Below are 25,709 nucleotides of genomic sequence, written 5' to 3'. Positions count from 1 at the left end.
TCCATCTGCCCATGATCCATATCCCGAAAGCGGAATACGCCCGGCGCCGCAAGGCCCTCATGGCGCGGATGGAACCCAACAGCATCGCGATCCTGCCGGCCGCCGCCGTGGCGATCCGCAATCGTGATGTCGAACATGTCTATCGCCAGGACAGCGACTTCCAGTACCTGAGCGGTTTTCCCGAGCCCCAGGCGGTGATCGTGCTGATCCCCGGCCGGCCCCACGGCGAGTACCTGTTGTTCTGCCGCGAGCGCAATGTCGAGCGCGAGCTCTGGGACGGCCTGCGCGCCGGCCAGGAGGGCGCGATCCGCGACTTCGGTGCCGACGACGCGTTCCCGATCAACGATATCGACGACATTCTCCCGGGCCTGATCGAAGGGCGCGACCGGGTCTATTCGGCCATGGGCAGCAACCCGGAGTTCGACCGGCACCTGATGGAGTGGATCAACGTGATCCGTTCCAAGGCCCACCTTGGTGCGCAACCGCCGAACGAATTCGTTGCCCTGGATCATCTGCTGCACGACATGCGCCTGTATAAATCGGCGGCGGAAGTGAAAGTGATGCGCGAGGCCGCGGCGATTTCCTGCCGTGCCCATGTGCGGGCGATGCAAGCCAGCCGCGCCGGATTGCATGAGTTCAGCCTGGAAGCGGAGCTGGACTACGAGTTCCGCAGGGGCGGGGCGAAGATGCCGGCCTACGGTTCCATTGTCGCGACCGGGCGCAACAGCTGCATCCTGCACTATCAGCAGAATGACGCGGTGCTCAAGGACGGCGACCTGGTGTTGATCGACGCCGGTTGCGAGATCGACTGCTACGCCAGCGATATCACCCGCACCTGGCCGGTCAGCGGGCGGTTTTCGCCGGAGCAGAAGGCGATCTACGAACTGGTGCTGGCGTCCCAGGAAGCGGCTTTTGCCGAGATCGCGCCGAACAAGCATTGGAACCAGGCCCACGAGGCGACGGTGCAGGTGATTACCGCAGGTCTGGTGGAACTGGGGTTGCTGCAGGGCGATGTCGACGAGCTGATCGCCAGCGAAGCCTACAAGGCCTTCTACATGCACCGTGCCGGCCATTGGCTGGGGATGGATGTGCATGATGTCGGCGACTACAAGGTCGGCGATCAATGGCGCGTGCTGGAGGTCGGCATGGCGCTGACCGTGGAGCCGGGGATCTATATCTCCCCGGACAACCAGAGCGTGGCGAAGAAATGGCGAGGTATTGGCGTGCGCATTGAGGACGATGTAGTGGTGACCAGACAAGGCTGTGAGATTCTCACCGGCGGCGTGCCCAAGACCGTGGCCGAGATCGAGGCGCTGATGGCGGCTGCCCGGACCCAGGCGGCATGAGTCGGGTCAATCTGGCGATCATTGGCGGTGGCCTGGTCGGTGCCAGCCTGGCGCTGGCCTTGCAGGCCGGGGCCAAGGCCCGGGGCTGGAAGATTACCCTGATCGAACCGTTCGCCCCCGGCGACAGTTATCAACCCAGCTACGACGCGCGTTCTTCTGCGCTGTCCTTCGGCGCCCGGCAGATCTATCAGCGCCTGGGTGTGTGGCAGTCGATCAGCCCGCGCGCCGAGCCGATCAAGCAGATTCATGTGTCCGACCGCGGGCGTTTCTCCACCGCGCGGCTGTCTGCCATGGAGGAGGGCGTGCCGGCCCTGGGTTATGTGGTGGAAAACGCCTGGCTGGGGCAATGCCTGTGGCAGGCCCTGGACCAGGAAGTGATCAGTTGGCGCTGTCCGGCCGAGGTCACCCACCTGCAACCGCTGGAAGACGGCTATCGCCTGACCCTGGGGGATGAAACCCAGCTGGACTGCGACCTGGCGATCCTGGCCGACGGCGGCCGTTCCGGGTTGCGCGAGCAGTTGGGGATCGGCGTGCGCAAGCGGCCTTATCACCAGAGTGCGCTGATCGCCAATATCACCCCCAGCGAAGCCCATAACGGCATGGCCTTCGAGCGCTTTACCGACGAGGGGCCGATGGCCCTGCTGCCGTTGCCGGAGAATCGTTGTGCGCTGGTCTGGACCCGTCTCGGGATGGATGCCCAGCGTCTGGCCGCACTGGACGAGCGCAGTTTCCTCGCCGAGTTGCAGGGGGTGTTCGGCTATCGCCTGGGCACCTTGCGCCAGGTCGGCGCGCGGCACCTGTACCCGCTGAGCCTGGTGGAAGCCGAAGAACAGGTGCGTGCGCATCTGGTGGTGCTGGGCAACGCGGCCCACAGCCTGCATCCGATTGCCGGGCAGGGCTTCAACCTGTCCCTGCGCGATGCCCAGGCCCTGGCCGAGGCCTTGCTGGCGAGCACGGCACCCTTGGGCGACCTGAGCACCTTGCAGGCCTATCAGGAGCGCCAGCGCCTGGACCAACAGCTCACCGTGGGCTTCTCCGACCAGGTCACCCGCCTGTTCGGCAATGCCCAGCCGCTGGTGGCCCTGGGGCGTAATATCGGCCTGCTGGGCCTGGACCTGCTGCCGCCGGCCAAACGCTGGTTCGCCCGGCAGGCGATGGGCTTGGGTACCCGTTCCGATGTCTAGGGCCTTGCCGGGCCCGGAATGCGCCCGTATCCACACCTCGAACCCTGTAGGAGCAGGGCTTGCCCGCGAAGCTTTTGGCGGCCTCAAGGCCCTCTTCGCGGGCAAGCCCTGCTCCTACAAGGTCCGCATAACCTTCACTAAGGCTTAAAGCATGGAAATGCGCGCAGATGTGCTGATTGTCGGGGCCGGAATGGTCGGAAGCGCCCTGGCCCTGGCGTTGAAAGACAGCGGGCTGGAGATTCTCCTGCTCGACGGCAGCCCCCTGAGCGTCAAGCCGTTCGACCCGCAGGCAGCCTTCGAGCCGCGGGTCAGCGCGCTGTCCGCCGCCAGCCAGCGGATTCTCGAACGCCTCGGCGTATGGGACGGGATCAGCGCCCGGCGGGCCAGCCCGTACCGCGACATGCAGGTCTGGGACGGCAGCGGCACCGGGCAGATTCACTTCTCGGCGGCCAGCGTGCATGCCGAGGTGCTCGGGCATATCGTCGAGAACCGGGTGGTCCAGGATGCCCTGCTCGAGCGCCTGCATGACTGCGACATGGGCCTGCTGGCCAATGCACGCCTGGAGCAGATGCGCCGCTCCGGCGACGACTGGCTGCTGACCCTGGCCGATGGTCGCAAGCTGCGCGCACCCCTGGTGATCGCCGCCGACGGGGCTAATTCGGCGGTGCGCCGCCTGGCCGGCTGTGCCACCCGCGAGTGGGACTACTTGCATCATGCGATCGTGACCAGCGTGCGCAGCTCGCAACCGCACCAGATGACCGCCTGGCAGCGTTTTACCGATGACGGTCCGCTGGCATTTTTGCCCCTGGAGCGTGATGGGCAGCAGGACTGGTGCTCGATCGTCTGGTCGACCACGCCGGAGCAGGCGCAGCGCCTGATGCTGCTGGAAGAGGAGGCCTTCTGCCGGGAGCTGGAGCGGGCCTTCGAAGGTCGGCTGGGGACCGTGCTGTCGGCGGACTCACGGCTCTGTGTGCCGCTGCGTCAACGCCACGCCAAACGTTATGTGGCCGAAGGGCTGGCGCTGATCGGCGATGCCGCGCACACCATTCACCCGCTGGCTGGCCAGGGTGTGAACCTGGGCTTTCTTGATGCGGCGGTGCTGGCTGAAGAACTGCTGCATGCGTGCGAACGTGGCGAGCGGCTGGCGGATGTGCGGGTGCTCAGCCGTTTCGAGCGGCGGCGCATGCCCCACAACCTGGGGTTGATGGCAGCGATGGAAGGTTTCGAGCGGCTGTTCCAGGCGGACTCGCTGGCACTGCGCTGGCTGCGTAACACCGGGTTGAAAAGCGTCGAGCAGATGCCCGAGGCCAAGGCGCTGTTCGTGCGCCAGGCGCTGGGGCTGACGGGCGACCTGCCGGAGCTGGCCAGGGCCTGACGGGCCTCGTGCAACATCTGGTAACTCCTCCGTCCCCGGTTAGGTTTGAGAAGCGAAATGTGAGTCACTATCATTTCGCGCTCATTTCGAAATCGAGAGACCGCTCCCATGTTGGCACCGAAGCGTCTACTGACTGCCCTGGCCCTTTCCCTCATGGCCGGCACTGCCCACGCCGCCGACGAAGTGGTGGTCTACTCCTCGCGCATCGACGAACTGATCAAGCCGGTCTTTGACGCCTACACCGCCAAGACCGGGGTCAAGATCAAGTTCATCACTGACAAGGAAGCGCCGCTGATGCAGCGGATCAAGGCCGAAGGCGAAAACGCCAGTGCCGACCTGCTGCTCACCGTCGATGCCGGCAACCTCTGGCAGGCGGAAAAGATGGGTATCCTGCAGCCCTTCACGTCCAAGGTGATCGACGCCAATATCCCGCTGCAATACCGTTCGTCCGCCCATGCGTGGACCGGCCTGAGCCTGCGTGCGCGGACCCTGGCGTATTCCACCGAACGGGTCAAGCCGGCCGACCTGAGCACCTACGAAGCCCTCGCCGACAAGCAGTGGGAAGGCCGCCTGTGCCTGCGCACGGCGAAGAAGGTCTACAACCAGTCGCTGACCGCCACGCTGATCGAGGTGCATGGCGACGAGAAGACCGAGCAGATTCTCAAGGGCTGGGTCGGCAACCTGTCCACCGATGTGTTTTCCGATGACATCGCCGTGCTGGAGGCGATCAATGCCGGGCAGTGCGACGTCGGGATTGTCAACACCTACTACTACGGTCGCCTGCACAAGCAGAACCCGAACCTGGCGGTCAAACTGTTCTGGCCGAACCAGGGCGACCGTGGTGTGCACGTGAATCTCTCGGGCATCGGCCTGACCCAGCACGCGCCGCATCCGGAAGCGGCCAAGGCCCTGGTGGAGTGGATGACCACCCCCGAGGCGCAGCGCATCTTTGCCGACGTGAACCAGGAGTTTCCGGCCAACCCGGCGGTGCCGCCGTCGGCGGAAGTGGCGAGCTGGGGCAAGTTCGTGCCCGATACCTTGCCCGTCGAGATTGCCGGCAAGCGCCAGGCCGAGGCGATCCGCCTGATGGATCGCGCCGGCTGGAACTGACTTGGCCCATCCCGCTCAACGCCGCTGGTACCTTCCGGTATTTGCTGTCGCCGCCCTGGTACTGCTGCCGCTGAGCGTGCTGCTGTTGTCCTGGCAGTCGATCGACCTGCAGATCTGGTCCCACCTCTGGGATACCCAGCTGCCGCGTCTGCTGGGCAACACCCTGACCTTGGTGCTGGGCGTCGGCCTCGGCGTCACCCTGCTAGGGGTGAGCCTGGCCTGGCTCACCAGCCTCTGCGAATTCCCTGGCCGGCGCTGGCTGGACTGGGCGCTGATGCTGCCGTTCGCCATCCCGGCCTATGTGCTGGCGTTTGTCTTTGTCGGCCTGCTGGATTTCTCCGGCCCGGTGCAGAGTCTGTTGCGCGAATGGCTCGGCAGCGGCCTGCGATTACCCCGGGTGCGCTCCACCGGCGGGGTGATCCTGGTCCTGGTGCTGGTTTTCTACCCCTACGTCTACCTGCTCGCGCGCACCGCCTTCATGGCCCAGGGCAAGGGCCTGATGGAAGCCGCCCGGGTGCTCGGGCAATCGCCCTGGCAGGCGTTCTGGCGGGTGGCGCTGCCCATGGCGCGTCCGGCCATCGGTGCCGGCGTGGCCCTGGCGCTGATGGAAACCCTGGCGGATTTCGGCGCCGTCGCGGTGTTCAACTTCGACACCTTCACCACCGCCATCTACAAGACCTGGTACGGCTTCTTCAGCCTCTCCAGCGCCGCGCAGCTGGCCAGCCTGCTGCTCCTAGCGGTGATGCTGGTGCTCTATGGCGAACGCCGCGCCCGTGGCGCCGTGCGCAGCGGCAATGAGCGCCCGCGAGCCCAGCCGCTCTATCACCTGCACGGGTTCAAGGCCCTGGCGGCCAGTGCCTGGTGCCTGCTGGTATTTGCCTGCGCTTTTGTCATCCCGCTGCTGCAACTGCTGGTCTGGTTCTGGCAGCGCGGTCGCTTCGATCTCGATGAGCGCTACACCGGCTTGATCCTGCACACCCTTTACCTGGGCGTCATGGCGGCCCTGATCACCGTCGGCGTGGCCTTGCTGCTGGCCTTTGCCCGGCGCCAGGCGCCGACCCGGCTGATCCGCTCCGGGGTCAGCCTGGCCAACCTCGGCTACGCGCTGCCGGGCTCGGTGCTGGCGGTGTCGATCATGCTCGCGTTCAGCTATCTGGACCGGGTGCTGGTGATCCCGCTGTCGGGCTGGTTGGGCGGGGCAGGCAAGCCGTTGCTGCTGGGCAGCCTGTCGGCCTTGCTGCTGGCCTACCTGGTGCGCTTTATCGCCGTGGCCTATGGTCCCTTGGAAAACAGCATGGCGCGTATCCGACCGTCCCTGCCCGAAGCGGCGCGTAGCCTTGGGGTCAGTGGGCCAGTACTTTTTTGCAAAGTGTATCTGCCGTTATTGTTGCCCGGCGCCTTGAGCGCGGCGCTGCTGGTGTTCGTCGATGTGCTCAAGGAAATGCCCGCGACCCTGCTGATGCGCCCGTTTGGCTGGGACACGCTGGCGGTGCGGATCTTCGAAATGACCAGCGAAGGGGAGTGGGCGCGGGCCTCGCTGCCGGCCTTGACCCTGGTGCTGGTCGGCCTGTTGCCGGTGATCGGTTTGATTCGCCGCTCGGCGCATCGAATCGGCTAGGTGTCATGGCTCCCCCTTGCGGCTACAATGCGCGGCATTCGGTGCGGTCCGTCTGACAGACCGGGTACGAAACAGGACTCAAGGCCCCATCCATAAAGGGCTCAAGCCGGTTTCCTGCCTGTCCGCGCCTTCGCCACGCCCGGAAGGAGAAACCCATGGGACAGCGTACGCCTCTCTATGACCTGCACCTCGCCCTCGGCGCGAAGATGGTCGATTTTGGCGGTTGGGATATGCCACTGCATTACGGCTCGCAGGTCGAGGAGCACCATCAGGTGCGACGTGACTGCGGTGTGTTCGATGTCTCGCACATGACCGTGATCGATATCACCGGCAGTCAGGCCAAGGCTTGGCTGCGCCATCTGCTGGCCAACGATGTCGAGCGTCTCGACGGCCTCGGTCGCGCCTTGTACAGCGCGATGCTCAATGAGCACGGTGGGGTGGTCGACGACATGATCGTCTATCGCACCGAGAGCGGTTACCGCCTGGTGGTCAATGCCGCGACCCGTGATCAGGACATGGCCTGGATGCAGGCCCGGCTCGGCGGCTATGACGTGCAACTGCACGAGCGCCCGGAGCTGGCGATGCTGGCGATCCAGGGGCCACAGGCCCGGCACAAGATCGCCGAACTGGTGAGCCAGTCCCGCGGCCAACTGATCCAGCAACTCAAGCCCTTCGAAGGCCGCAGTGACGGCGACTGGTTTATCGCCCGCACCGGCTACACCGGGGAAGACGGTCTGGAAATCATCCTGCCGGCCGACCAGGCCCCCGGCTTTTTCAACGATCTGGTGGGCGCGGGTATCTCGCCCATCGGTCTGGGCGCCCGGGATACCTTGCGCCTGGAAGCCGGCATGAACCTGTACGGCCAGGATATTCACCAGAACGTTTCGCCGCTGGCGGCCAATATGGCCTGGACCATTGCCTGGGAATCGGCTGATCGCGACTTTATCGGGCGTGGTGCCCTGGAGGCGGAAAAAACCGCCGGCGCCAAGCTCAAGCTGGTCGGCCTGGTGCTGGAAGAGCGCGGCGTTCTGCGGGCTCACCAGGTGGTTCGGATCGCCGAGATTGGCGAAGGAGAGATCACCAGTGGTAGTTTCTCTCCTACGCTAAGCAAGTCGATTGCGCTGGCGCGTGTTCCCGCCGCCACGGCTGATCGCGCTGAAGTTGAAATTCGCGGCAAATGGTACCCGGTTCGCGTGGTAAGGCCGACGTTCGTGCGTCATGGTAAAACCCTGATCTGAATTTTCCGGCGGGCCCTCAATCGCTCCGCCACTGATACTTAAATGTGAGGACACTGAATATGAGCGATATCCCTGCTGATCTGCGTTTTGCCGAAAGCCACGAGTGGGCCCGCCTGGAAGCTGACGGTAGCGTCACCGTCGGCATCAGCGACCATGCTCAGGAAGCCTTGGGGGATGTGGTGTTCGTGGAACTGACTGAAGTCGGTACCGTGTTCGCCGCCGGCGAGGCTGCCGGTGTGGTCGAGTCGGTGAAGGCGGCTTCGGATATCTATTCGCCAGTGTCGGGCGAAGTGATTGCGGTCAACGAAGCGTTGTCCGGCGAGCCTGAGCTGCTGAACTCCGATCCGCACGGCGCGTGGATCTTCAAGCTCAAGCCGAGCAATGTGGCGGAGCTGGAGAAGTTGCTGGATGCGGCGGGTTACAAGAAGGCTATCGGCGAGTAATTCGTCAGGTTGACCGCGTTATCGTTCATCGCGAGCAAGCTTGCTCCTACAAGAGCAGGCGTGCTCGCGATCACGGTGTTACGGCTTCAGGACTGCCTTGACCGCCGCCACCGAACGCTCGACATCGGCCTTGGTCATGGCGTTGAACATCGGCAACGACACGATCAGGCGCCCGACGCGCTCTGCGATCGGGAACATGCCTTCCTTGAAGCCGCGTTCGCGGTACAGGCTCAGCAGGTGGATCGCCGGGTAGTGATAACCGATGCCGATGCCGCGCTGCTTCATCTCTTCCATAAAGGTCGCCCGCGCCGGCTGGCCGTCCTGACGCTCCGGCAGTACCAGCTGGAACATATGCCAGTTGCTGTTGGTGAAATCCTTCACCGGTAGCTGGGCACCGTATTTCTCTTCGAAATCACTGCCAAAGCACTCGAAATAGTACTCGGCCAGCCCGCGGCGGTGCGGGGTGATGGCATCGATATGGGCAAACTGGCCCAGGCCGATGGCGGCGGCGACGTCGGTCATGTTGAATTTGCCGCCCAGCACGTCCACGTCCAGGCCGTCATGGCCGGTACGGGTCACGCCCTGCAGGCGGTACTTCTCGGCCAGACGGGCCTCTTCGGCGTTGTTCAACACCAGGCAGCCGCCTTCGGACGAAGTGATGTTCTTGTTCGCCTGGAAGCTGAACGACACCAGGTCACCCAGGGCGCCGATCTTCTGGCCGTTCCATTCCGAACCCAGGGCCTGGGCCGCGTCTTCGACGATGCGCAGGTTGTGTTTCTTGGCGATGGCGTACAGGCGATCCATGTCCACCGGCAGGCCGGACAGGTAAACCGGGATGATCGCCTTGGTACGCGGGGTGATGGCGGCCTCGACCTTGTCCAGGTCGATATTGCGGGTCACCGGGTCGATATCGGCGAACACCGGGGTCGCGCCGACTTCGATGATCACGTTGGCGGTGGCGACCCAGGAGATCGGCGTGGTGATCACTTCGTCGCCCGCGCCGATACCGGCGATGCGCAAGGCGATTTCCATGGTGCAGGTGCCGGAGTTGAAGGTGCGCACCGGACGCCCGCCGAAATATTCCGACAGTTGCGCTTCAAAGGCCGCGACCTTCGGACCGCTGGTGATCCAGCCGGAACGCAGGACATCGCCCACGGCGGCAATGGTCGCTTCGTCGATGGTCGGTTTGGAAAAAGGCAGGAAAGGAAGTTCGCTCATGGGGTCGTGACGTCCGATGTGAAGGCCGACAGTGCTCTACCGGCAGTGAAGAGTAGACAGCAAGGCTGCAATGCTGGCGATGATACTGTTTTAAGGTGAAAATTCGGTGCTTTTTTTGCTGTCCGGACGCTGAACGAGCACGTCGGGCCGGTGCCTGGGTGTCGATCGGCGGTTTCTGCCGGGCAACGCAAAACGCCGCGGGTGAGCGGCGTTCTGGTTTGTGGGTGAAGTGTTTGAATCAGTCTTCGGCGACGGTGTTCTTCGCCAGGATGGCGTTGGCCAGTTGCATGTCGGTGACCTTCAGGTCCGGGTTTTCGGCCCGCAGTTTTTGCATCGCGGCCTCCAGGTAAGGGCCACGGATGCCGCCATTGCTGGCGACGAAGCTGCTGGCATCGTCCTGGGCCGCGGCCACCAGCTTGTGGTCCTTCCTGAAGGTCAGGTAGGTGGAGCCGGTGGTGGCGCCAGAGGAAAGAACGTTGCGCCAGAACTCGTCGGCCATCGCTGCGCCAACGGGAAGGGTAAACAAGGCCAATGCGACAACTGCTGTTTTGAGACGCATGAGAGTAACTCCGGTGTGGGTATCTGAAAGGTTTGATTACCGTTGCCTCACCGGAGTTCCATCGCCTTCACTCAATCCTTTCCACCTGCAGGGTACTGCCGTCCTGGCCGACCACCCGGACTCGGGTACCCACTTCGCTATCCGGCCCGGTGGCCATCCAGACACTGTCGCCGACCTTGATCTTGCCACGGCCGGCGACAATGGCGACATGCACCATGAACGTCTTGCCGAGCAGATCATGACCGCGCTCATTGAGCCCCGGCTGGTCGCTGGGCCGGGCGTTGCTGCGCTGGCGCTTCCACCAGAGCCATGCGGTCAGAATCGACAGCACGCCGAACAGCACGAACTGCAAGGCCCAGTGCAGGCCGGGAATCAGGTAGGTCAGGACGCCCACGGCCGCGGCGGCAGTCCCCACCCACAGCAGGTAACCGCCGGCGCCGAATATCTCGAAAATCAGCAACAGCGTGCCGAGGGCCAGCCAGTCCCAGAACGACAGGTGTTGCAGGAATTCCCACATGGGCGTTGCCTCAGGGTTTCTTGCTGTCGAAGGTGGCCTTGACGATCTCGCCGATGCCGCCTATCGCGCCGATCACCTGGCTGGCCTCCAGCGGCATCAGGATCACCTTGCTGTTATTGGCCGAGGCCAGCTTGCCCAGGGCGTCGATGTATTTCTGCGCGACAAAGTAGTTCACCGCCTGCACGTTACCCTTGGCGATGGCCTCGGAGACCACCTGGGTCGCCCGGGCTTCGGCTTCGGCCTGGCGCTCGCGGGCCTCGGATTGCAGGAAGGCCGACTGCCGGGCGCCCTCGGCTTCGAGGATCTGCGCCTGCTTCTTGCCTTCGGCGGTGAGAATCGCCGAGGCGCGCAGGCCTTCGGCCTCGAGGATTTGCGCGCGTTTGACCCGCTCGGCCTTCATCTGCCCGGACATGGCCGCCATCAGGTCGGCCGGCGGGCTGATGTCCTTGATCTCGATGCGGGTCACCTTGATGCCCCACGGCGCGGTCGCTTCGTCGACGGTGCGCAGCAGGCGTTCGTTGATGGCGTCGCGCTGGCCGAGCATGGCGTCCAGTTCCATGGAGCCGAGCACGGTGCGGATATTGGTCTGCAACAGGTTGCGGATGGCGTGCTCGAGGTTGTTTACCTCGTAGGCCGCCTGGGCGGCGTTGACCACCTGGAAGAAGCACACGGCGTCGATCTGCACCGTGGCGTTGTCGGCGGTGATGACTTCCTGGGGCGGGATGTCGAGCACGCTTTCCATGACGTTGATCTTGCGCCCGATGCGGTCCATGACCGGGATGATGATATTGAGGCCCGGCTTGAGGGTGTTGGTGTAGCGCCCGAAGCGCTCCACCGTCCATTGATAACCCTGGGGCACGACCTTGAAGCCCATGAACACCAGGGCAATGGCCAGGCCGACGAAGAGCAGGAGTACGCTACCGATTTGCATGACGATTCCCTGTTGCAAGTGTTGATCGAGAAGGCTGTTACCTTGAGTGTAACGGGGCTTGCCGGGATAAAAAGTGTTTACTCGGCAATGGACGCATGTCGTGACACTTTCATCAGCGCTGCTCGCTCTGCGGCGTGACCCGCAACACCTCCTCGACGGTGGTCAGCCCCGCCGCGACCTTTTGCGCGCCGGACAGGCGCAGGCTGCGCATGCCGTCCTTGAACGCCTGGCGACGCAGGGCCAGGAGGTCGGTATCGGCGTGGATATGCGCTTTCAGGCCGTCGTTCAGGACCAGGATCTCGTAGACCCCGGCGCGCCCGTGATAACCGGTGTCGCGACATTCCAGGCAACCGACGGCGCGCTGGGCACCGCTGGGCATTGGCGCCTGCCAGGGTCGGGTCAGGCTTTGCCAGTCGTCTTCTTCCAACTGGGTCGGCGCCTTGCAGTGCGGGCACAGGGTACGCACCAGGCGCTGGGCCATGACCCCGAGCACGGTGGCCTTGATCAGGTAATGCGGCACCCCCAGTTCCAGCAGGCGGCTGATGGCGCTCGGCGCGTCGTTGGTGTGCAGGGTCGAGAGCACCAGGTGGCCGGTGAGCGCGGCCTGGATCGCCATTTCGGCGGTTTCCAGGTCGCGGATCTCGCCGATCATGATGATGTCCGGGTCCTGGCGCATCAGCGCGCGCACACCACTGGCGAAGGTCAGGTCGATATTGTGCTGGACCTGCATCTGGTTGAAGGCCGGCTCGATCATCTCGATCGGGTCCTCGATGGTGCAGAGGTTGACCTCCGAGGTCGCCAGTTTCTTCAGGGTGGTGTACAGCGTGGTGGTCTTGCCCGAGCCGGTGGGGCCGGTGACCAGGATGATGCCGTTGGGCTGGCGGGTCATGTCCTGCCAGCGGCGCAGGTCGTCGGCGCCGAAGCCCAGTTGGTCGAAATCCTTGAGCAGCACCTCCGGGTCGAAGATACGCATCACCATCTTTTCGCCAAAGGCGGTGGGCAGGGTCGACAGGCGCAATTCGACTTCGCCGCCGTCCGGGGTCTTGGTCTTGACCCGTCCGTCCTGGGGTTTGCGCTTTTCCGCGACGTTCATCCGGCCCAGGCTTTTCAGGCGGCTGACGATCGCCATGGTCACCTGGGGCGGGAACTGGTAGACGTTGTGCAGCACGCCGTCGATGCGAAAGCGCACCGTGCCCTGTTCGCGACGCGGCTCGATATGGATATCGCTGGCCCGTTGCTGGAAAGCGTACTGGAACAGCCAGTCGACGATATTGACGATATGGGCGTCGTTGGCGTCCGGCTCCTGGTCGCTGGCGCCGAGGTTGAGCAACTGCTCGAAGTTACTCGGATTATGGTTTTTCTGGTCGACCAGGCTGGCCCCGCTGACCGACTTGGCCAGGCGGAAAAACTCCACGGTGAAGCGCTGGATATCCACCGGGTTGGCCACCACCCGGCGAATCGGCAGCTTCAACACATGGCTGAGGTCGGCTTCCCAGGCCCGCACATAGGGCTGGGCGCTGGCGATGGTCACGCCGTCGCGGTCGACCGACACCGCGAGGATCTTGTGCCGCTGGGCAAAGGCGTAGGACATCAATGAAGTCACCGCCGCCACGTTGATCTTCAGCGGGTCGATGCGCAGATACGCCTGGCCGGCATGGCGGGCCAGCCAGAGGGTGAGGTTTTCCAGGTCCAGGGGTTTGCCGGGACGACTCAGGTCGGCCAGTTGCTGGCTGGCGATGAACTCCAGCGGATGCTGCTGGGTATCGCGCGCGGTACGCCGGGTGGCCAAGGCCTGTTCGGCCGCCTCCTGGCTGATAAAACCCTGGGTCACCAGTTCGCGCAACAGCTCGTTGAGATCCAGCCAGCGGTCCTGGGGAAGGGGGGCGACGGGCATGCGGGCTCCTATTCGGTCGGTCCTGCAACCAGCGATTCAGACGTAGTCCCTGTCTGATCGTCAATTGCCAAGAATAGACGCGAGGCTGCCTGACGTTGGCGTCGATACCAAGACAAAGATTGCGATTCTTTTCAAAAAAGCCGTCAGCCCGCGGCCTGTGCGCTGTGCAGCTGTGCGCCTTGGGTCGGTTGCAGGGCCACGGAACAGACGCTGATCAGGTTGCGCATTTTTTCACCGATGACCTGGGCGCGGTGCCAGCTCAGGCCGTCCAGCACGATATCGATCGCCAGCAGTCCGTCGCCCTGTTGCGCCTGCACTTGTCGCGGGGTCAGGAACTGCAGGGCAAACAGGTTCAGCAGGCGGCAGAGCAGGTCCGGTTCGGCTTCGGCGAGGACCTGGTAGCGCACCTGGCAGTGGGCATTGCCCGCCGCCCAGACATCGGCACGGGTGGGGGCGTCATGGAGGGCTTTGGGAGAAGGCATGGTGGATTTCCTGGGGCGGCGACGGGATAGGCTGGGGGAATTTTTACACGCCGAGCCGGGTATTTCTTATCTATGATGGGCTGATAAGCTCTGATCAAGAGATGATCTATTCGACAATAGCCAGTTAGAGGGTTTTTTTATGCAAGGCGAGCTGGACACCTACGACCGCCGGATCCTGGCCTTGCTGCAAGAAGACGCCTCGCTTTCCAGCGCGCAGATTGCCGAGCAGGTGGGGTTGTCCCAGTCACCCTGCTGGCGGCGGATTCAGCGGCTCAAGGAAGAGGGGGTGATCCGTGCCCAGGTGACCTTGCTCGATCGCAAGAAAATCGGCCTCAACACGCAGATCTTCGCCGAGGTCAAACTCAACGCCCATGGTCGCTCCAATTTCACCGAGTTCACCGAGGCGATTCGCGGTTTCCCGGAAGTGCTGGAGTGTTATGTGCTGATGGGCGCGGTGGATTTCCTGCTGCGGATCGTCACGGCGGACATCGAGGCCTATGAGCGGTTTTTCTTCGAGAAGCTGTCGATGGTGCCGGGGATCCAGGAGGTCAACTCCATCGTTGCCCTGTCCGAGATCAAGTCCACCACCAGCTTGCCGGTATTGCGCCCGGCCTGAAGGTTCATTGGGCAAAGATGTCCTTGACGAACACCAGGACCGGTTTGCCGTTCTGGGACAGGATCAGCACCGTGTAGCGCTCTCCCGATTCCAGCGGGCCCAGGCTCAGGGGCGCGGTGACCAGGGTACCGTCGCAGAAGCCTTGCACGGACAGCTTGACCGGGTTGACGTCGCGTCGCTCCAGCAGACCGGGGTTCAGGTCATGGAAAATCGGCTGCTCCTGCCGACCTGCACGACGCAAACCGCCGCCGGTACAGTCCGGGTCGGCGTTGATCAGCGCCAGCGACGCCTGGAGGCCATTGAAGTCTTTCGGTTGTTCGCGCACGGTCAGCAGTTCAAAGCCCTTGTCGCCGGGGACCACCACGAAGGTCACGAACTCGCCGGGGACCAGGTTCAACTTGACCGGCACGCTGACGCCGGCACTGCTCAACGCGCCCGTGACCGGTTTGTCGGCGGGAACCGCGGAGAACACTGAGACCACCGATGGCGCCAGTGTCGAAGGTGTCTGTTCGCCCTCCGGGAGCACGTCGAGGGGGCTGTCCAGGGCGTTGACGAAGCGGATGAAAGCCGAGTCCTGGCTCGGCCCGGTGGGATACAGCGCAGTATCGCCGTGGGCGGCAGCGAAGCTTATCAGCGTCGCCAGGCCCAACAGCAGTTCGCGTATCCGATTCATTTTCCCGCTGCCTTGAGCGCCGGTGCCTGCAACAACGCCTTGACGATGTCCTCGCTCCAGGTCTGGTAGCCGGTGCGGGTCAGGTGCTGGCCGTCAATGGTCGCCCACTGGCCCTTGGTGGAGAATTGCAACGAATCGATATAGCTGCATGGCGCGACGTTTTTCGACAGGAAGTCCGACATCGTCTTGACCCGTTCGTAGGTCTTGCCGTACATGCCGCCTTCGCTGCCCCAGTTCGGCCCGACCCAGACGCAGGGTGTGTGGTGGGCGGCGATGGCCTTGACCAGGCTGTCGGTCTGTTTCCAGATCCAGGCCTTGGGGAAACTCGGTTTGTCGTAGCTGGCCATGGTGTCGCCCATGACAATCAGGGTGAGGTTGGGTTTGTCGCTGTCCAGCAAGTCGCCGATCGAGCGGGTCGATGCACCGACCAGCACCGTGGCCTCGGCCGTGCCCCGGCGTTCGGCGCCGCCGCAGGGGCTGGGCGTGGCCTTGAGCCAATCGCCGGCATTGGCCCCGCAAATGCCCAGGGAGTGGACCTGGGCGCCCTGTCGGCTGAGGGCATCGTGCAGCGGGTTGAGCAGGAAATCCGGAGTGGCCAGGTGGCTGTCGCCGATGATCAGGATGGTCAGGCCCGCCAGTACGGATGAGGTTGCCACGATGCACGCTCCCTGGAGTCAGTTGGAGTAAGGCGAACGATAGGGGCTGACCGGCAAGGCCATGGGCCCGGTCATCTTCTCGAACAGGTAACGCAGGTACAGCTCGGCGTTCACCTGTCGGTAATCCTGGGCGTTATCCACCCCCAGCGAACCGCCGAGCAGCACATTCGAGCCGAGCCGGTATTCGCCCGCCGCATTCAGGTTGTAGCCGATGCCGGTGCTGTTCTGGCCCGGATACGTGAGGTTGTTGGCGGCCTGCTCGGCGCTGTGGCCGGGAAAGTAGTCGGCGCCTTTCTGGTCGATATGCTGGACTCCCAACGCGCCGCTGAGCTTGTAAGTGAAGCGGTCGGAACGCTGGGACCAGGTGACCGGGACCGCCATGGAGAAGAACGTCTGCGGGCTGAAGTAGCCGCCGTGGCCGTAGGTAAAGAACCCCTGGTTGTTCTCGTAGGACAGGGCCGAGGTGCTCAGGCCCACGGTCAGCTTGTCGTCGGGCTGGTTGTCCAGGTACCAGTAGATCCCGCCGCCCAGTTCGGCGCGGGTGTTGGACTCGACGTTGTTGCCGACCAGCTTGTGCAGGGCGCCGTAGCCGTAGACCCCGACTTCCTGGTCGTCGTAGCCGAGCTGGGCGCGTCCGCCGTTGGCGGTCACGCCACCCCACTTCACGCCGGTCCGCCGGTCCTCGGTGCCGGCGAATGAGGTCACGCTGTCGGTGACCGGGCGCCGTGACAGGGCGATGCTGTAGTGCATGTTGGGGCTGGATACCAGCGGCTGGTCCAGGCTCACGCCGCCGATCACGGTGTTGTAGGTGAAGCCCACCGGGCTCACGCCGATATCGGCCTTGATGCCGTGCTCCGGGTTCTCCACTGCCACGGCCATGCCCACGCCGTTGGCCTGCTGCGAACCGGGGGAGCCGCTGGCCAGGCCGCTGCCGAAGCGGGTGAGGCTGTCGCTCTTGACGCTGCCGGCGTGCAGCGAAACCGGCGTCACCCGCAGCGCCACGCGATTGTCGCCGGCGGGCAGGTTGGCTTCGAACGGCGTTTCGACATCGGTCAGTTTGCTCAGGCCCGATTCATTGTTGTTGCTGCGCACGCTCAGGCCCTGGGCGATATAACCGCTGCGCTCCTGGAGAATTTCGTCCAGCGCGAGCTGCGCCGGGCTCTGGTTCAGGCGCGCGGGGTCGTCTGAACGGCGGCCGGGGGCAAAGGGATTGGCGCTCGGTGCCGGGTCGTTGTCCAGGCCGCTGTCGGGCACGGCGTCCGAGGCACTGTAGAGCTGCGGGGCCATGGCCGGGTCGGGTGGCATCGTATCGGCGGCCTCGCTGCCCGGCGCCAGCGGATCGGCTGTACGGGCGGTACCTCGACGCGGCTGTCCGGTTTGATTGCGGAACGGGTTGTCGCTGTCGTCGTCCTGGCTGTCGAAGGGCTGGCCGTCGCGGCGTTGACCGCCTTCGATGGCCACGGCCTGGCGCAGCAGTTCGGCGGCCTCGGCACTTTTGCCCATGGCGCGGTAGGTTGCGGCGGCGCTGGTCAGCACCTTCGGCACGCCCGGCTTGAGCGCCAGGGCGGTCTTGAGGGACTTGTCGGCCTGTGCATAGTCGTGGTCCTGGGCGGCCAGGCTGGCCACGCTCAGTTGCAGGTCGGCGTTGCGCGGGTCGTTCTGCAACAGGGGTTTGTACAGGGCCATGGCCTTGGCGTTATTGCCGTTGGCGGCATACATCCGCGCCAGCGCCGAAATCGCCTGGGTGTCATGGGGGTATTGCTTCAGAGTCGGCTTGAGCAGGTCGTAGGCCCCGGCCAGATTGCCTTTCTCGCGCAACTGGTCGGCCTGCTTGATGCGGTACAGCTTCACCAGCTCGGCGTAGTGGCGGTGATCGCTGTCGTTGAGCCGCGCCCCTTGCAGGGAGCGGAGGATGTCCGCGGCATCGTTGTGCTGGTCGGCCTTGAACAGGATGTCGGCGTACAGCAGTTGCAGTTTGGCGTCGGGACTGGGGGAGCGCTCCACCAGGTCGCGCATCAGGGCCACGCCCTGTTGCGGTTGGCCGGCATCGATATAGGCCGAGGCCAGGATCGCCACCCGATCCGGCTTGCCGGCGGTCAGGGCCTGGCTGCGGGCCAGCAGCGCCTGGGCTTCCTGGCGCTGGCCGCGCCTGAGGTTGTCGACGGCGGCTTCGGTCTGTACATGCAGGGCGATCTCCTTGCCCAGTTCGTCCATCTCGCGGCTGCGCCTGGCCTGGGGGATGCGTGCGAGGCTGGCCTGGGCGTCCTGCCATTCACCCAGCTGGGCCGAGAGCAGGGTCCGGGTATACAGCGCATCGGGTTGGTCGGGGTGGCGTTTGAGCAGGTCGTTGACCTGGTCCTTGGCGGCCTGGGTGCGGCCTTGCCCCAGGTAGATCCGGGCCAAGGCAAAACGTGTCCAGGTATTGCCCGGGTCGTCCACCAGGGCCTGGCGATAGGCTTGCTCGGCGGCGCGCAGGTCGCCGCGCTGTTCGGCGAGCCGCGCGACCTGGGTGGCGCGCAACGAGCGGATGGACACGGCGGAGCCCAGGCGGGCCTGGTCCGCCGGGGGAATCGAGTCGATCAGCTTGAGCGCTTCATCGGCTTTGCCCTGCTGCGAGAGCACCGCGATCAACCCGCCCAGGGCCTGAGGATCGTCGCGATGACTGGCGAGGATACGCCGGTAGCTGGCCTCGGCCTGGGCCAGTTGGCCCCGCTCGGCCTGCAAATTGGCCAGTGCCACCTGGCTGGCCGGCTGGCCGGGGTTCTGCCGGGCGGCCTGTTCGATCATGTTCCGCGCCTGATCCTCACGTCCGGCCTTTTGCGCCTCGCTCGCGCCGGCCATCAGCCGCCAGTAACGGACGTTGTCCAGCGCCTGTTTCCAGGGATGCCCGCCGGGCTGTTGGGTGGCCCGCAGCAGCAGGTCCTCGGCTTCGTTCAGGCGGTCCTGCTTTTGCCGCAGGACACCCAGGCCGCCGAGGGCGTCGGGGTCGTTGGGTTTTTCCTTGAGACGGGTTTGAAACGCCTGCTCGGCGGCGGCCAGGTCACCGCCCTCAAGCGCCTGCAGGCCTTGGGCGTCCTGCGGGTCGCGTTGCCAGGCGGGCACTTTGCGGGCGGGTGCCGCACTGCTGCGGGCCAGGGTCTTGCCCTTGTTCATCAGGTCGCGGATTTCCTTGTCGTTCGGGTGCGCGGCGAGGAACTGCTCGAACAGCGGGACTTGCGCCGGCGCCGGCGGGCCGATCCAGGTCAGGGCGAAGCGCCAGGTTTCGTTGGCGTCACCGCCGACATCCTTGTCCTTGGCGAGGACCGCCAGGCGGCGGATGCCTTCGGCCCGGGTGTCGAGGTTGCGGACCATGTGCTTGGCCAGGAACAGCGCCACGGCGCGGTCGTCCGGGCGTTCGCGCAGCAATCGTTCAAGACCGGCGCGGGCCTCCTGTTCACCGCCCTTGGTGTAACCCAGCAGGTAGTAATACTCGCGGGCCAGGGTGCCCTGGGGCTGCCGACCGTTGAGCAACTGGCGGTAGACTTTCACCGCGTCGTCGTATTTGTCGGCGTCCACCAGTTGCCGCGCCTGGGCCAACAGCCGGGCCTGCTCATCGCTGCCCAGGGCAATGTCCTGTTCGAGTTGCTGGGCCTGGCGGGGCTGCGGCACCAGTGCCTGCAAACGGGCCAGGTACTTTTTCGCTTCCTCCGGGCGCTTGAGCTGGACGTTGCTCAGCCCCAGGCCATAGAGCGCTTCCGGTTGATCGGGGGCGATCAGCAGCAACTTGTTCCAGGCGTCCATGGCCCGGTCGGGGTTGTTCTGCGACTGCCAGTAGCGCCCTTGTTCGATCAATTGCGCTTGTGGATCGTCGGCCCGGGCCTGCAGGACCGGGCTGGCCAGGGCAAACAGCAATGTCAGGGTGAGGGTGTGGCGCATGCCTGTTCTCCCGCGCCGTGGATTCACGACAACCGCCGTTTGGCCTGGGCCCGCAGCCCCAGGAAGATCAAGGCACAGAGCAACACGAAGCCGATCAGGACCGCGAGCAGCATCCCGCTCAGATGCCGCGACAGCAGCAGCTGCAAGTGCCGGAACCAGCCCAGGTGACCGACGTAGTACGGCTGGTCGGCGGCCAGGGTGGTGATCTGCTTGTCCTGGATCACGGCCAGGCGGCCCTGGATCAGGTCCTTGTAGTCATCGCCACCGATCATCGCCGCGGTCACCTCGCCCAGTCGCGCCGGGTCGCTGCTGGCGACCACCACCACACTGCGACCGTTTTTGAGCGGCGACTCGAAGCCCGCCAGATAAGGCGTGCCTCGGCCCGACCATTCCAGGGTGGCGCGGGTCTTGCGGATCGCCGCTTGCGAGTCTGGGCTGAACCAGTCGTGAATGCGCAAGGCCAGGTCGCTGAGGTCGAAGAAGTGCCGGCTGCCTTCGCTACGGGCCGGCGACGCGTCGGCCCATTGCTTGAGCAGGGGCTGGTCGTTGCCGGTGGCGAACACCAGCAGGTCCTTGTCGCTGACCGCCTCGACGTCACGGGCCTGGATCACTTGCAGGCCGGTGGCCGGATAGCCGGTGGATTCGCCGAAACGCCCGAGCACGGTGAGGAAGGCGCTGAGGGTCGCGGGCTCCTGGGTGTCGGGCATCACCACGGCGGTTTCCGAGAGGTCGGCCAGGCGGGTGAAGGGGAAGCCGCTGTCGCGGAACTTGCCCAGGTCGGGCATCGCCGTGTAGTGGTCCAGGCCGCTCAGGTCGAGGGTCGAGTCGCCCTCGATCTGGCCGCGCATGTCTTCGACGATGACGTCCCGGCATTCGCCCTGTTTGACATAGTCGTACAGGTAGCGCATTTGCAGCTGCGACTCGTAGGTGGCGATGTCCAGGGGCAGGTACATGCTGGCTTCGCGGGGCAGGCTGTCGTCTTTCTTCAGCCACTCGAGCAGGTCCGGGCCGCCGTTGAGATTGGGGATCGACGGCAATTGCATCGAACGCACCAGGTGGTCGTTGAGGTGTACCAGCAGTGCCGAGTTGGTCGAGAACTGCTGGGGCGTGTAACGGTATTTGAGCAGCAGCGGAGCGCCGCGTCCGCGCCATTCGAACAGGTCCGGCGGCAGGCGCAGGGCGATGACGATGTCCTCGGGGCTGTAGCCGGAGACATGCAATTGCCGGGCTTCGACCAGTTCGCCGAGCTTTACCGGGCGGTCGGTGGGCAGCCAGTTGGGCGCGTCATAGGGCACGCGCACCGGCAGCGGGTCGAGGTGGTCGATCAGCGCGGTGGCCCCGGACAGCGACTGGCTGCCCAGGGCGACGGCCGTGGCGGCAATCTTCAGTTCAGCGTCGTTGCGTCCGCTGATCACCAGCAGCTTGCCATAGGGGTCGTTGGGGTTGGTCATCATGGTCACGCTGGGGCCGCTGGCCGGGTTGCTCGACAGCTCGCCCAGCGCCAGGGTTTCGCGGTGGGTGACGAAGACAATGGCATTGCCCTTGGCCGGTAGTTGCCCGACGCTGGCGGGAAAGGTCGCGGTGCGATAGCTGGCCAGGGCGCCGAACTTGGAAGCGATCGCCGCGGCGGCTTCCAGCTTGGCGGGGCTGGGGTTGGCGTCGAACACAAAGGGCAGGACCAGCGGGCGCGCGTCGTGGCGGTCGAAGAACGGCACCGGCAGCAGGGCCAGGTCATTTTTCAGGGCGATGGGCGAATACTGGATATTCAGCTGGCTGTCGTTGCCGACCCTGGCCCACAGGCTCGAGTGCAACGGGTCTTCGCACTGCATCGTGTAGTGCCCGATCAGTTGCAGGTCCAGCCGGTTGAAGTCGGTGATCAGTCGCGCGGGGATCTCGACCACCCGCTCCAGGTCCTTGCCGGCCTGTTCCCGGGGTAGCGGCAGGCTGACGGCGACCCTGTCGTTGACCAACACGTTGATCTGCGACAGCTCGGGCAGCATCAGCGCCGAATAACCGTAATGCAGGACCACCTGGACGCCGGTCACCACCTGGTCGGCGCGAATCCCGAAGTCGACGCTGTCGGTCGACTCGACACCGCGCAGGTACAAGGGGTCGCGGCGTCCCAGTTGCTTGAAGGTCAGGCTGTAGCTGTTCTTGTCAGCGGCGATCACCGGGGCCTGGCTGGTGCCGGCGGCGGGGCTGCTGCGGTTGTCTGTTTGCGTCACGGCGTTGCCGGAGCCCGGATAGACGCCGCAGCAGAGCAGCAACAGGAGGGCGTAACGAATGCAGCGTCCGTCGCTGCCAGCGGAGAATATCGGGCTCATGGCGTGTCCAGGGCAGGTGCTGAGGAAGAGGTGCCGGAGCGCCGCCGTTCGAGCGCCTGGCCGGGTAATCTGAGGGTTGCCTTGAGCAACTCGGAAACGCCGTGCACGGCGATGACACTGATCGCGCGTAGGGCCTTGAGGGGGGAGTCGGGTACGCTGGTGCCCCAATTCCGCGCCCAGGTGTCGGCGCGCGAGAAGGTCAGGTGGACCAGATCGCTTTGCTGGCTCAAGGTCATCGGGTCGAAGCGGATGCCGACCGTATTGTCGCGGCTGAAGACCACGCTGCCGTCGAAGTGATAGTGCTGCTGGTGGCGAAACAGCGAGACCCGCAACGGCGTGCCGAGGGGAATCGATTGACCCGGCGCCAGCTTCAGGCCCAGGCCGCCCTGGGAAAAGTCTTGGGTGTGGCTGTGATACTCGGTGCCGTCGGCCAGCCGCAGACCGACCGGCAATTGCGCCTCGACCCGGGGTTCGGCCCGTACCTGGCGGGTTTCGCTGGCGACCGCGATGGCGGCGGCGCACATCAGGGCGTTGTACAGGGCCCAGACCTGGTTGAGCAGCACCGTTTCATCGGTGGTGACATCGGCGCCGAGGTAGTCGTAGACCCCGTACACCACGGCGGCGATATTCAGGACGAGCAGCACGATGTAAGGCCGGGCCATCTTCCAGTCGAAGAAGCCATGGTGCAGGTCGCCGCCCTTGTCGGTGACGTTGAAGTGCCCGGATTTTGGCTTGAGCATACCCATCAGCACCGGCGTCAGGATGTACCAGGCCAGCACCGTTTCGTAGACCTCGTTCCAGTACGAATGGCGGAAGCGCCCCTGGATGCGCGAGTTGGTCAGGTTGGCCAGCAGCAGATGCGGCGCCGCGTAGGCGGCCACCATCAGCGGCGCGGCGTGGAAGATCTGCGCGCCGAAAATCAGGTAGGCCAGAGGCGCGGTGAGAAACACCAGGCGCGGGAAGCCATAGAAGAAATGCAGCATGGCATTGCTGTAGCAGATGCGCTGGCCCAGGGTCAGGCCGCGGCCGAGCATGGGGTTGTCGGTGCGGAAAATCTGCGTCATGCCGCGGGCCCAGCGCACCCGCTGATTGATATGCCGCGAGAGGTTTTCGGTGGCCATGCCGGCGGCTTGCGGCAGGGCCAGGTAGGCGGTGTTGTAGCCGGCGCGGTTGAGTTTCAGCGAAGTGTGAGCGTCTTCGGTGAGCGTGGTTTCATCCATCCCGCCGACGGCTTCCAGCGGCGCCCGGCGCATCAGGGCGCAGGAGCCGCAGAACATCGCGGCGTTCCACAGGTCGTTGCCGTCCTGCACCAGGCCGTAGAACAACTCGGCTTCGTTGGGGACCTGCTGGTAGGTCTTGAGGTTTTTTTCGAAGGGGTCCTGGGAAAAGAACACATGGGGGGTCTGCAGCATCGCCAGCTTCGGGTCCTTGAGGAACCAGCCCATGCTGATTTGCAGGAAGGAGCGCGAGGGCACGTGGTCGGCGTCGAAGGCGGCAATGTATTCGCCATGGGTGACCTTGAGCGCCGCGTTGAAATTGCCGGCCTTGGCGTGCAGGTTGTTGTCGCGGGTCAGGTAGTGGGCGCCGACGCTCTCGCAGAACAGCCGGAACTCCTCGCGGTGGCCGTCATCCAGCACATAAACCTTGAGCTTGTCTGTCGGCCAGTTCATCCGCAGCGCGGCGAACACGGTGATCTTGACGATCTCCAGCGACTCGTTGACGGTGGTGATAAACACATCGACGCTGGGCCATTGCGCCGGGTCTTCGCCGAGCAGGATCGGCCGGCGCTTGAGCGGCCAGGCGGTCTGTACGTAGCCGAAGACCAGCACCAGCAGCGCATAGAGCTCGGCCAGCACCAGGGTGTAGCCGAACAGCATGTCGTGGAAGTTCTCCAACTCCAGGGTCTCGGTCAGGCGCCAGTACATGTAGCGCAGCGAGGCGATCAGCGACAGGCTGACCATGGCGATGATCGGCAGGTGACCTTCGAAGCGTCGCAGGACCAGGACCGCGACCAGGCAGGCAAGGCCGAACAGGGTTTGCTGGAGCAGGTCCGCGGGCGCGCTGATCACCCCGGCCAGGACCACGGCGCAGAGGATCGCGGCGCACAGCATCAGGCCCAGGCGCAGCGGCTGCGACCATTGGCGGAGGTGGTGCAGGGCGGTGCCGAGCAGGCGTTGGACGCGGCGTTCGAAGGTCATGGGTGCTGTGACTCCAGCTGATCGTGGAGCTTGTCGGCGATGGCCAGGAGGTCCTGGCAGCCGCGGGATTCGGCGGATTGCTCGAACGGATTGCATTCATAGGCCAGCGCCTCGGCGATGGCCTCGTCCCAGGTGATCGTGCCGAGCAGTTGGGTTTTCAGTTGGCTCTCGAGGATCTGCGCGATGTCCACGGACAAGGGGTGGGCGTTGTCCACGCCGTTGATCACGAACCAGCAGCTTGCCGGCCTGTCACCGCCCAGGTGGGGCTTGATCGCCGTGATCAGGCGCTCGAGGGCGGCGTGGGAGGCCGCGTCGGGCCGGACGACGGCGATCACCAGGTCGGCCATGTGCAGCGCCTGCTGCTGATAGAGCGTGCTGCCGGGAGGGGTGTCGATGATCAGTGTGTCGTGCTTGCCTAGGGCCAGTTCGTTCAGGTGGCGGGCCAGCCAGTGCGGGTCGGCTTCGAGCTGGTGTTCAAGGGCTTGCAACTGTTGCGGGTCGTTCTCGCCGAAGGCCAGCAGCCGGGTGTTGGCGTAGCCGGTTTGCGCAAGATCGCGCCAGCTGCGCTGTTCCAGGCTGGCCTGGCAGATACCTTGTGCGGGTGGGCGGGTGCCCAGGTGATGGTATTGCGCATTCTGTGGGTCGAGTTCGAGGACGATGGCCTGCCGGTCAGTGCTGTTGAGCAGGATGGCCAGGAGACTGGCCAAGGTGCTGCGGCCGACGCCGCCACGGGTCGAGACCACCGCAATGATCCGGCCCGGAACCTGGGCGGCGAGGGCCGGCTGGGGTTGTTGCGTGGCCTGCGCCTGGCGTTGCCGGGCGAGATCCTGGAGCAGTGTGCGCAGGGACGGTGCTGCGGTTGTTTCAGGCGCGCCGGTATCACCCTGGACGAGCGGCGGCGAGGTCGGTTCGGCAGGCGTGGGGGCTGGAGGCTGGGGGGCCGCAGGGGTGGGCGCTGGCGTTTCGGTGAAGACCCGGGCCACCTCGATTTCCCGATAGCGGTCGGCCTTGGCACCGAACTTTCCCATCAGGTTCGCAACATCATCGTCGTCATCTGAAGGCTGCATGACAGCACCCATCCGTACCATTCTAAGAAAATCTTGAAAGGGGACAGATACGGCTAATCACACAATGCCGTCGTGCTGCATGCCTACCGGGCGGTGGGCAAACGATGGTGTTCTTAAAGGTGTCGCCTGAACGTCTTGCGATAGAACCGAAGGCACTTAGTGTTAATCCAGAGTGCTTTATTGATCTATCAGGTTCAAATGTAGACCAGATTTACCGATGCAAGAAATTTTCGGCGTGTGTCATGTCGAACAGCGCACGGTTGTGGCACGTTTACCTTTAGGAGCCGGCTTGCTGGCGATAGCGATTTATCAGGCGACAACGATGTCGGCTATCTGATCGCATCG

At 64.6% G+C, this 25,709-nt stretch carries 20 protein-coding genes; 8 read left to right on the top strand and 12 right to left on the bottom strand.

The features are described 5' to 3' along the window. The first annotated feature begins 11 nt into the window (after nt 1-11). From pepP to gcvH, 7 genes are all read left to right on the top strand, one after another. Nucleotides 12-1,346, top strand: a complete 1,335-nt coding sequence (gene pepP, locus M5C71_RS28970) for a Xaa-Pro aminopeptidase (RefSeq protein WP_248769343.1) — start codon at nt 12-14, stop codon at nt 1,344-1,346. Beyond that, the gene (ubiH, locus tag M5C71_RS28965) at nt 1,343-2,530 is read left to right on the top strand and encodes a 2-octaprenyl-6-methoxyphenyl hydroxylase (RefSeq protein ID WP_248769342.1); all 1,188 of its coding nucleotides are present in this window, start codon (nt 1,343-1,345) and stop codon (nt 2,528-2,530) included. The genes pepP and ubiH overlap by 4 nt, the downstream gene beginning before the upstream one ends. A 157-nt stretch (nt 2,531-2,687) precedes the next feature. Beyond that, nucleotides 2,688-3,905, top strand: a complete 1,218-nt coding sequence (locus tag M5C71_RS28960; protein ID WP_247263088.1) for a 2-octaprenyl-3-methyl-6-methoxy-1,4-benzoquinol hydroxylase — start codon at nt 2,688-2,690, stop codon at nt 3,903-3,905. Nucleotides 3,906-4,013: 108 nt separating this feature from the next. After that, complete coding sequence (locus M5C71_RS28955; RefSeq protein ID WP_248769341.1) at nt 4,014-5,015, top strand: extracellular solute-binding protein; 1,002 nt, start codon at nt 4,014-4,016, stop codon at nt 5,013-5,015. Between the two features lies 1 nt (nt 5,016). Next, a complete protein-coding gene (locus M5C71_RS28950; protein ID WP_248769340.1) occupies nt 5,017-6,633 on the top strand; it encodes an iron ABC transporter permease in 1,617 nt (538 codons plus the stop codon). Nucleotides 6,634-6,788: 155 nt separating this feature from the next. Then, complete coding sequence (gene gcvT / locus M5C71_RS28945; protein WP_248769339.1) at nt 6,789-7,871, top strand: glycine cleavage system aminomethyltransferase GcvT; 1,083 nt, start codon at nt 6,789-6,791, stop codon at nt 7,869-7,871. A gap of 59 nt (nt 7,872-7,930) precedes the next feature. Beyond that, nucleotides 7,931-8,314: a glycine cleavage system protein GcvH gene (gcvH, locus tag M5C71_RS28940; protein ID WP_103496104.1), complete on the top strand. Its 384-nt coding sequence runs from the start codon at nt 7,931-7,933 to the stop codon at nt 8,312-8,314. A 78-nt stretch (nt 8,315-8,392) separates the two neighbouring features. On the opposite strand, the gene M5C71_RS28935 is transcribed toward gcvH, so the two are convergent. The 6 genes from M5C71_RS28935 to M5C71_RS28910 form a co-directional block, all read right to left on the bottom strand. Beyond that, nucleotides 8,393-9,532, bottom strand: coding sequence for a DegT/DnrJ/EryC1/StrS aminotransferase family protein (locus tag M5C71_RS28935; RefSeq protein ID WP_103496105.1), 1,140 nt, complete (start codon nt 9,530-9,532; stop codon nt 8,393-8,395). A 238-nt stretch (nt 9,533-9,770) separates the two neighbouring features. Continuing rightward, nucleotides 9,771-10,091 carry a DUF2388 domain-containing protein gene (locus M5C71_RS28930; RefSeq protein ID WP_103496106.1) on the bottom strand — a complete coding sequence of 107 codons (321 nt, stop codon included), beginning with the start codon at nt 10,089-10,091 and terminating at the stop codon, nt 9,771-9,773. Between the two features lie 67 nt (nt 10,092-10,158). Beyond that, the gene (locus M5C71_RS28925; protein WP_103496107.1) at nt 10,159-10,608 is read right to left on the bottom strand and encodes an NfeD family protein; all 450 of its coding nucleotides are present in this window, start codon (nt 10,606-10,608) and stop codon (nt 10,159-10,161) included. Nucleotides 10,609-10,618: 10 nt separating this feature from the next. Next, the gene (locus M5C71_RS28920) at nt 10,619-11,539 is read right to left on the bottom strand and encodes an SPFH domain-containing protein (RefSeq protein ID WP_100942067.1); all 921 of its coding nucleotides are present in this window, start codon (nt 11,537-11,539) and stop codon (nt 10,619-10,621) included. 112 nt (nt 11,540-11,651) lie between these two features. Further along, nucleotides 11,652-13,433: a type II/IV secretion system protein gene (locus M5C71_RS28915; RefSeq protein ID WP_248747216.1), complete on the bottom strand. Its 1,782-nt coding sequence runs from the start codon at nt 13,431-13,433 to the stop codon at nt 11,652-11,654. Between the two features lie 143 nt (nt 13,434-13,576). Next, nucleotides 13,577-13,915 carry a hypothetical protein gene (locus M5C71_RS28910; RefSeq protein ID WP_103495528.1) on the bottom strand — a complete coding sequence of 113 codons (339 nt, stop codon included), beginning with the start codon at nt 13,913-13,915 and terminating at the stop codon, nt 13,577-13,579. A gap of 139 nt (nt 13,916-14,054) precedes the next feature. On the opposite strand from M5C71_RS28910, the gene M5C71_RS28905 reads away from it, so the two are divergent. After that, the gene (locus tag M5C71_RS28905; RefSeq protein WP_103495529.1) at nt 14,055-14,531 is read left to right on the top strand and encodes an Lrp/AsnC family transcriptional regulator; all 477 of its coding nucleotides are present in this window, start codon (nt 14,055-14,057) and stop codon (nt 14,529-14,531) included. Between the two features lie 4 nt (nt 14,532-14,535). Here the strand turns inward: M5C71_RS28905 and M5C71_RS28900 are convergent, their stop codons facing one another. From M5C71_RS28900 to bcsQ, 6 genes are read right to left on the bottom strand one after another with little or no spacing between them, the layout of a single operon-like run. Then, on the bottom strand, nt 14,536-15,204 hold the full coding sequence (locus M5C71_RS28900; RefSeq protein ID WP_248769338.1) for an alginate O-acetyltransferase AlgF: 669 nt from the start codon (nt 15,202-15,204) through the stop codon (nt 14,536-14,538). Then, the gene (locus tag M5C71_RS28895; RefSeq protein WP_103495531.1) at nt 15,201-15,860 is read right to left on the bottom strand and encodes an SGNH/GDSL hydrolase family protein; all 660 of its coding nucleotides are present in this window, start codon (nt 15,858-15,860) and stop codon (nt 15,201-15,203) included. The genes M5C71_RS28900 and M5C71_RS28895 overlap by 4 nt, the downstream gene beginning before the upstream one ends. Before the next feature lie 18 nt (nt 15,861-15,878). Then, nucleotides 15,879-19,775 (bottom strand): cellulose synthase subunit BcsC-related outer membrane protein, encoded by a 3,897-nt coding sequence (locus tag M5C71_RS28890; protein WP_248769337.1) that lies wholly within the window; start codon nt 19,773-19,775, stop codon nt 15,879-15,881. A 23-nt stretch (nt 19,776-19,798) separates the two neighbouring features. After that, a complete protein-coding gene (gene bcsB, locus M5C71_RS28885; protein ID WP_248769336.1) occupies nt 19,799-22,099 on the bottom strand; it encodes a cellulose biosynthesis cyclic di-GMP-binding regulatory protein BcsB in 2,301 nt (766 codons plus the stop codon). Continuing rightward, a complete protein-coding gene (gene bcsA / locus M5C71_RS28880) occupies nt 22,096-24,297 on the bottom strand; it encodes a UDP-forming cellulose synthase catalytic subunit (protein WP_248769335.1) in 2,202 nt (733 codons plus the stop codon). The genes bcsB and bcsA overlap by 4 nt, the downstream gene beginning before the upstream one ends. Further along, the gene (gene bcsQ, locus M5C71_RS28875) at nt 24,294-25,364 is read right to left on the bottom strand and encodes a cellulose biosynthesis protein BcsQ (protein ID WP_248769334.1); all 1,071 of its coding nucleotides are present in this window, start codon (nt 25,362-25,364) and stop codon (nt 24,294-24,296) included. The genes bcsA and bcsQ overlap by 4 nt, the downstream gene beginning before the upstream one ends. Between the last annotated feature and the right edge of the window lie 345 nt (nt 25,365-25,709).

It is taken from the genome of Pseudomonas sp. MWU12-2345 (assembly GCF_023242385.1).
In the GTDB taxonomy this organism is placed as follows: domain Bacteria; phylum Pseudomonadota; class Gammaproteobacteria; order Pseudomonadales; family Pseudomonadaceae; genus Aquipseudomonas; species Aquipseudomonas gingeri_D.
Note: the sequence above shows the minus strand (reverse complement) of the source record. Positions and strands in the feature narration are given on the sequence as shown.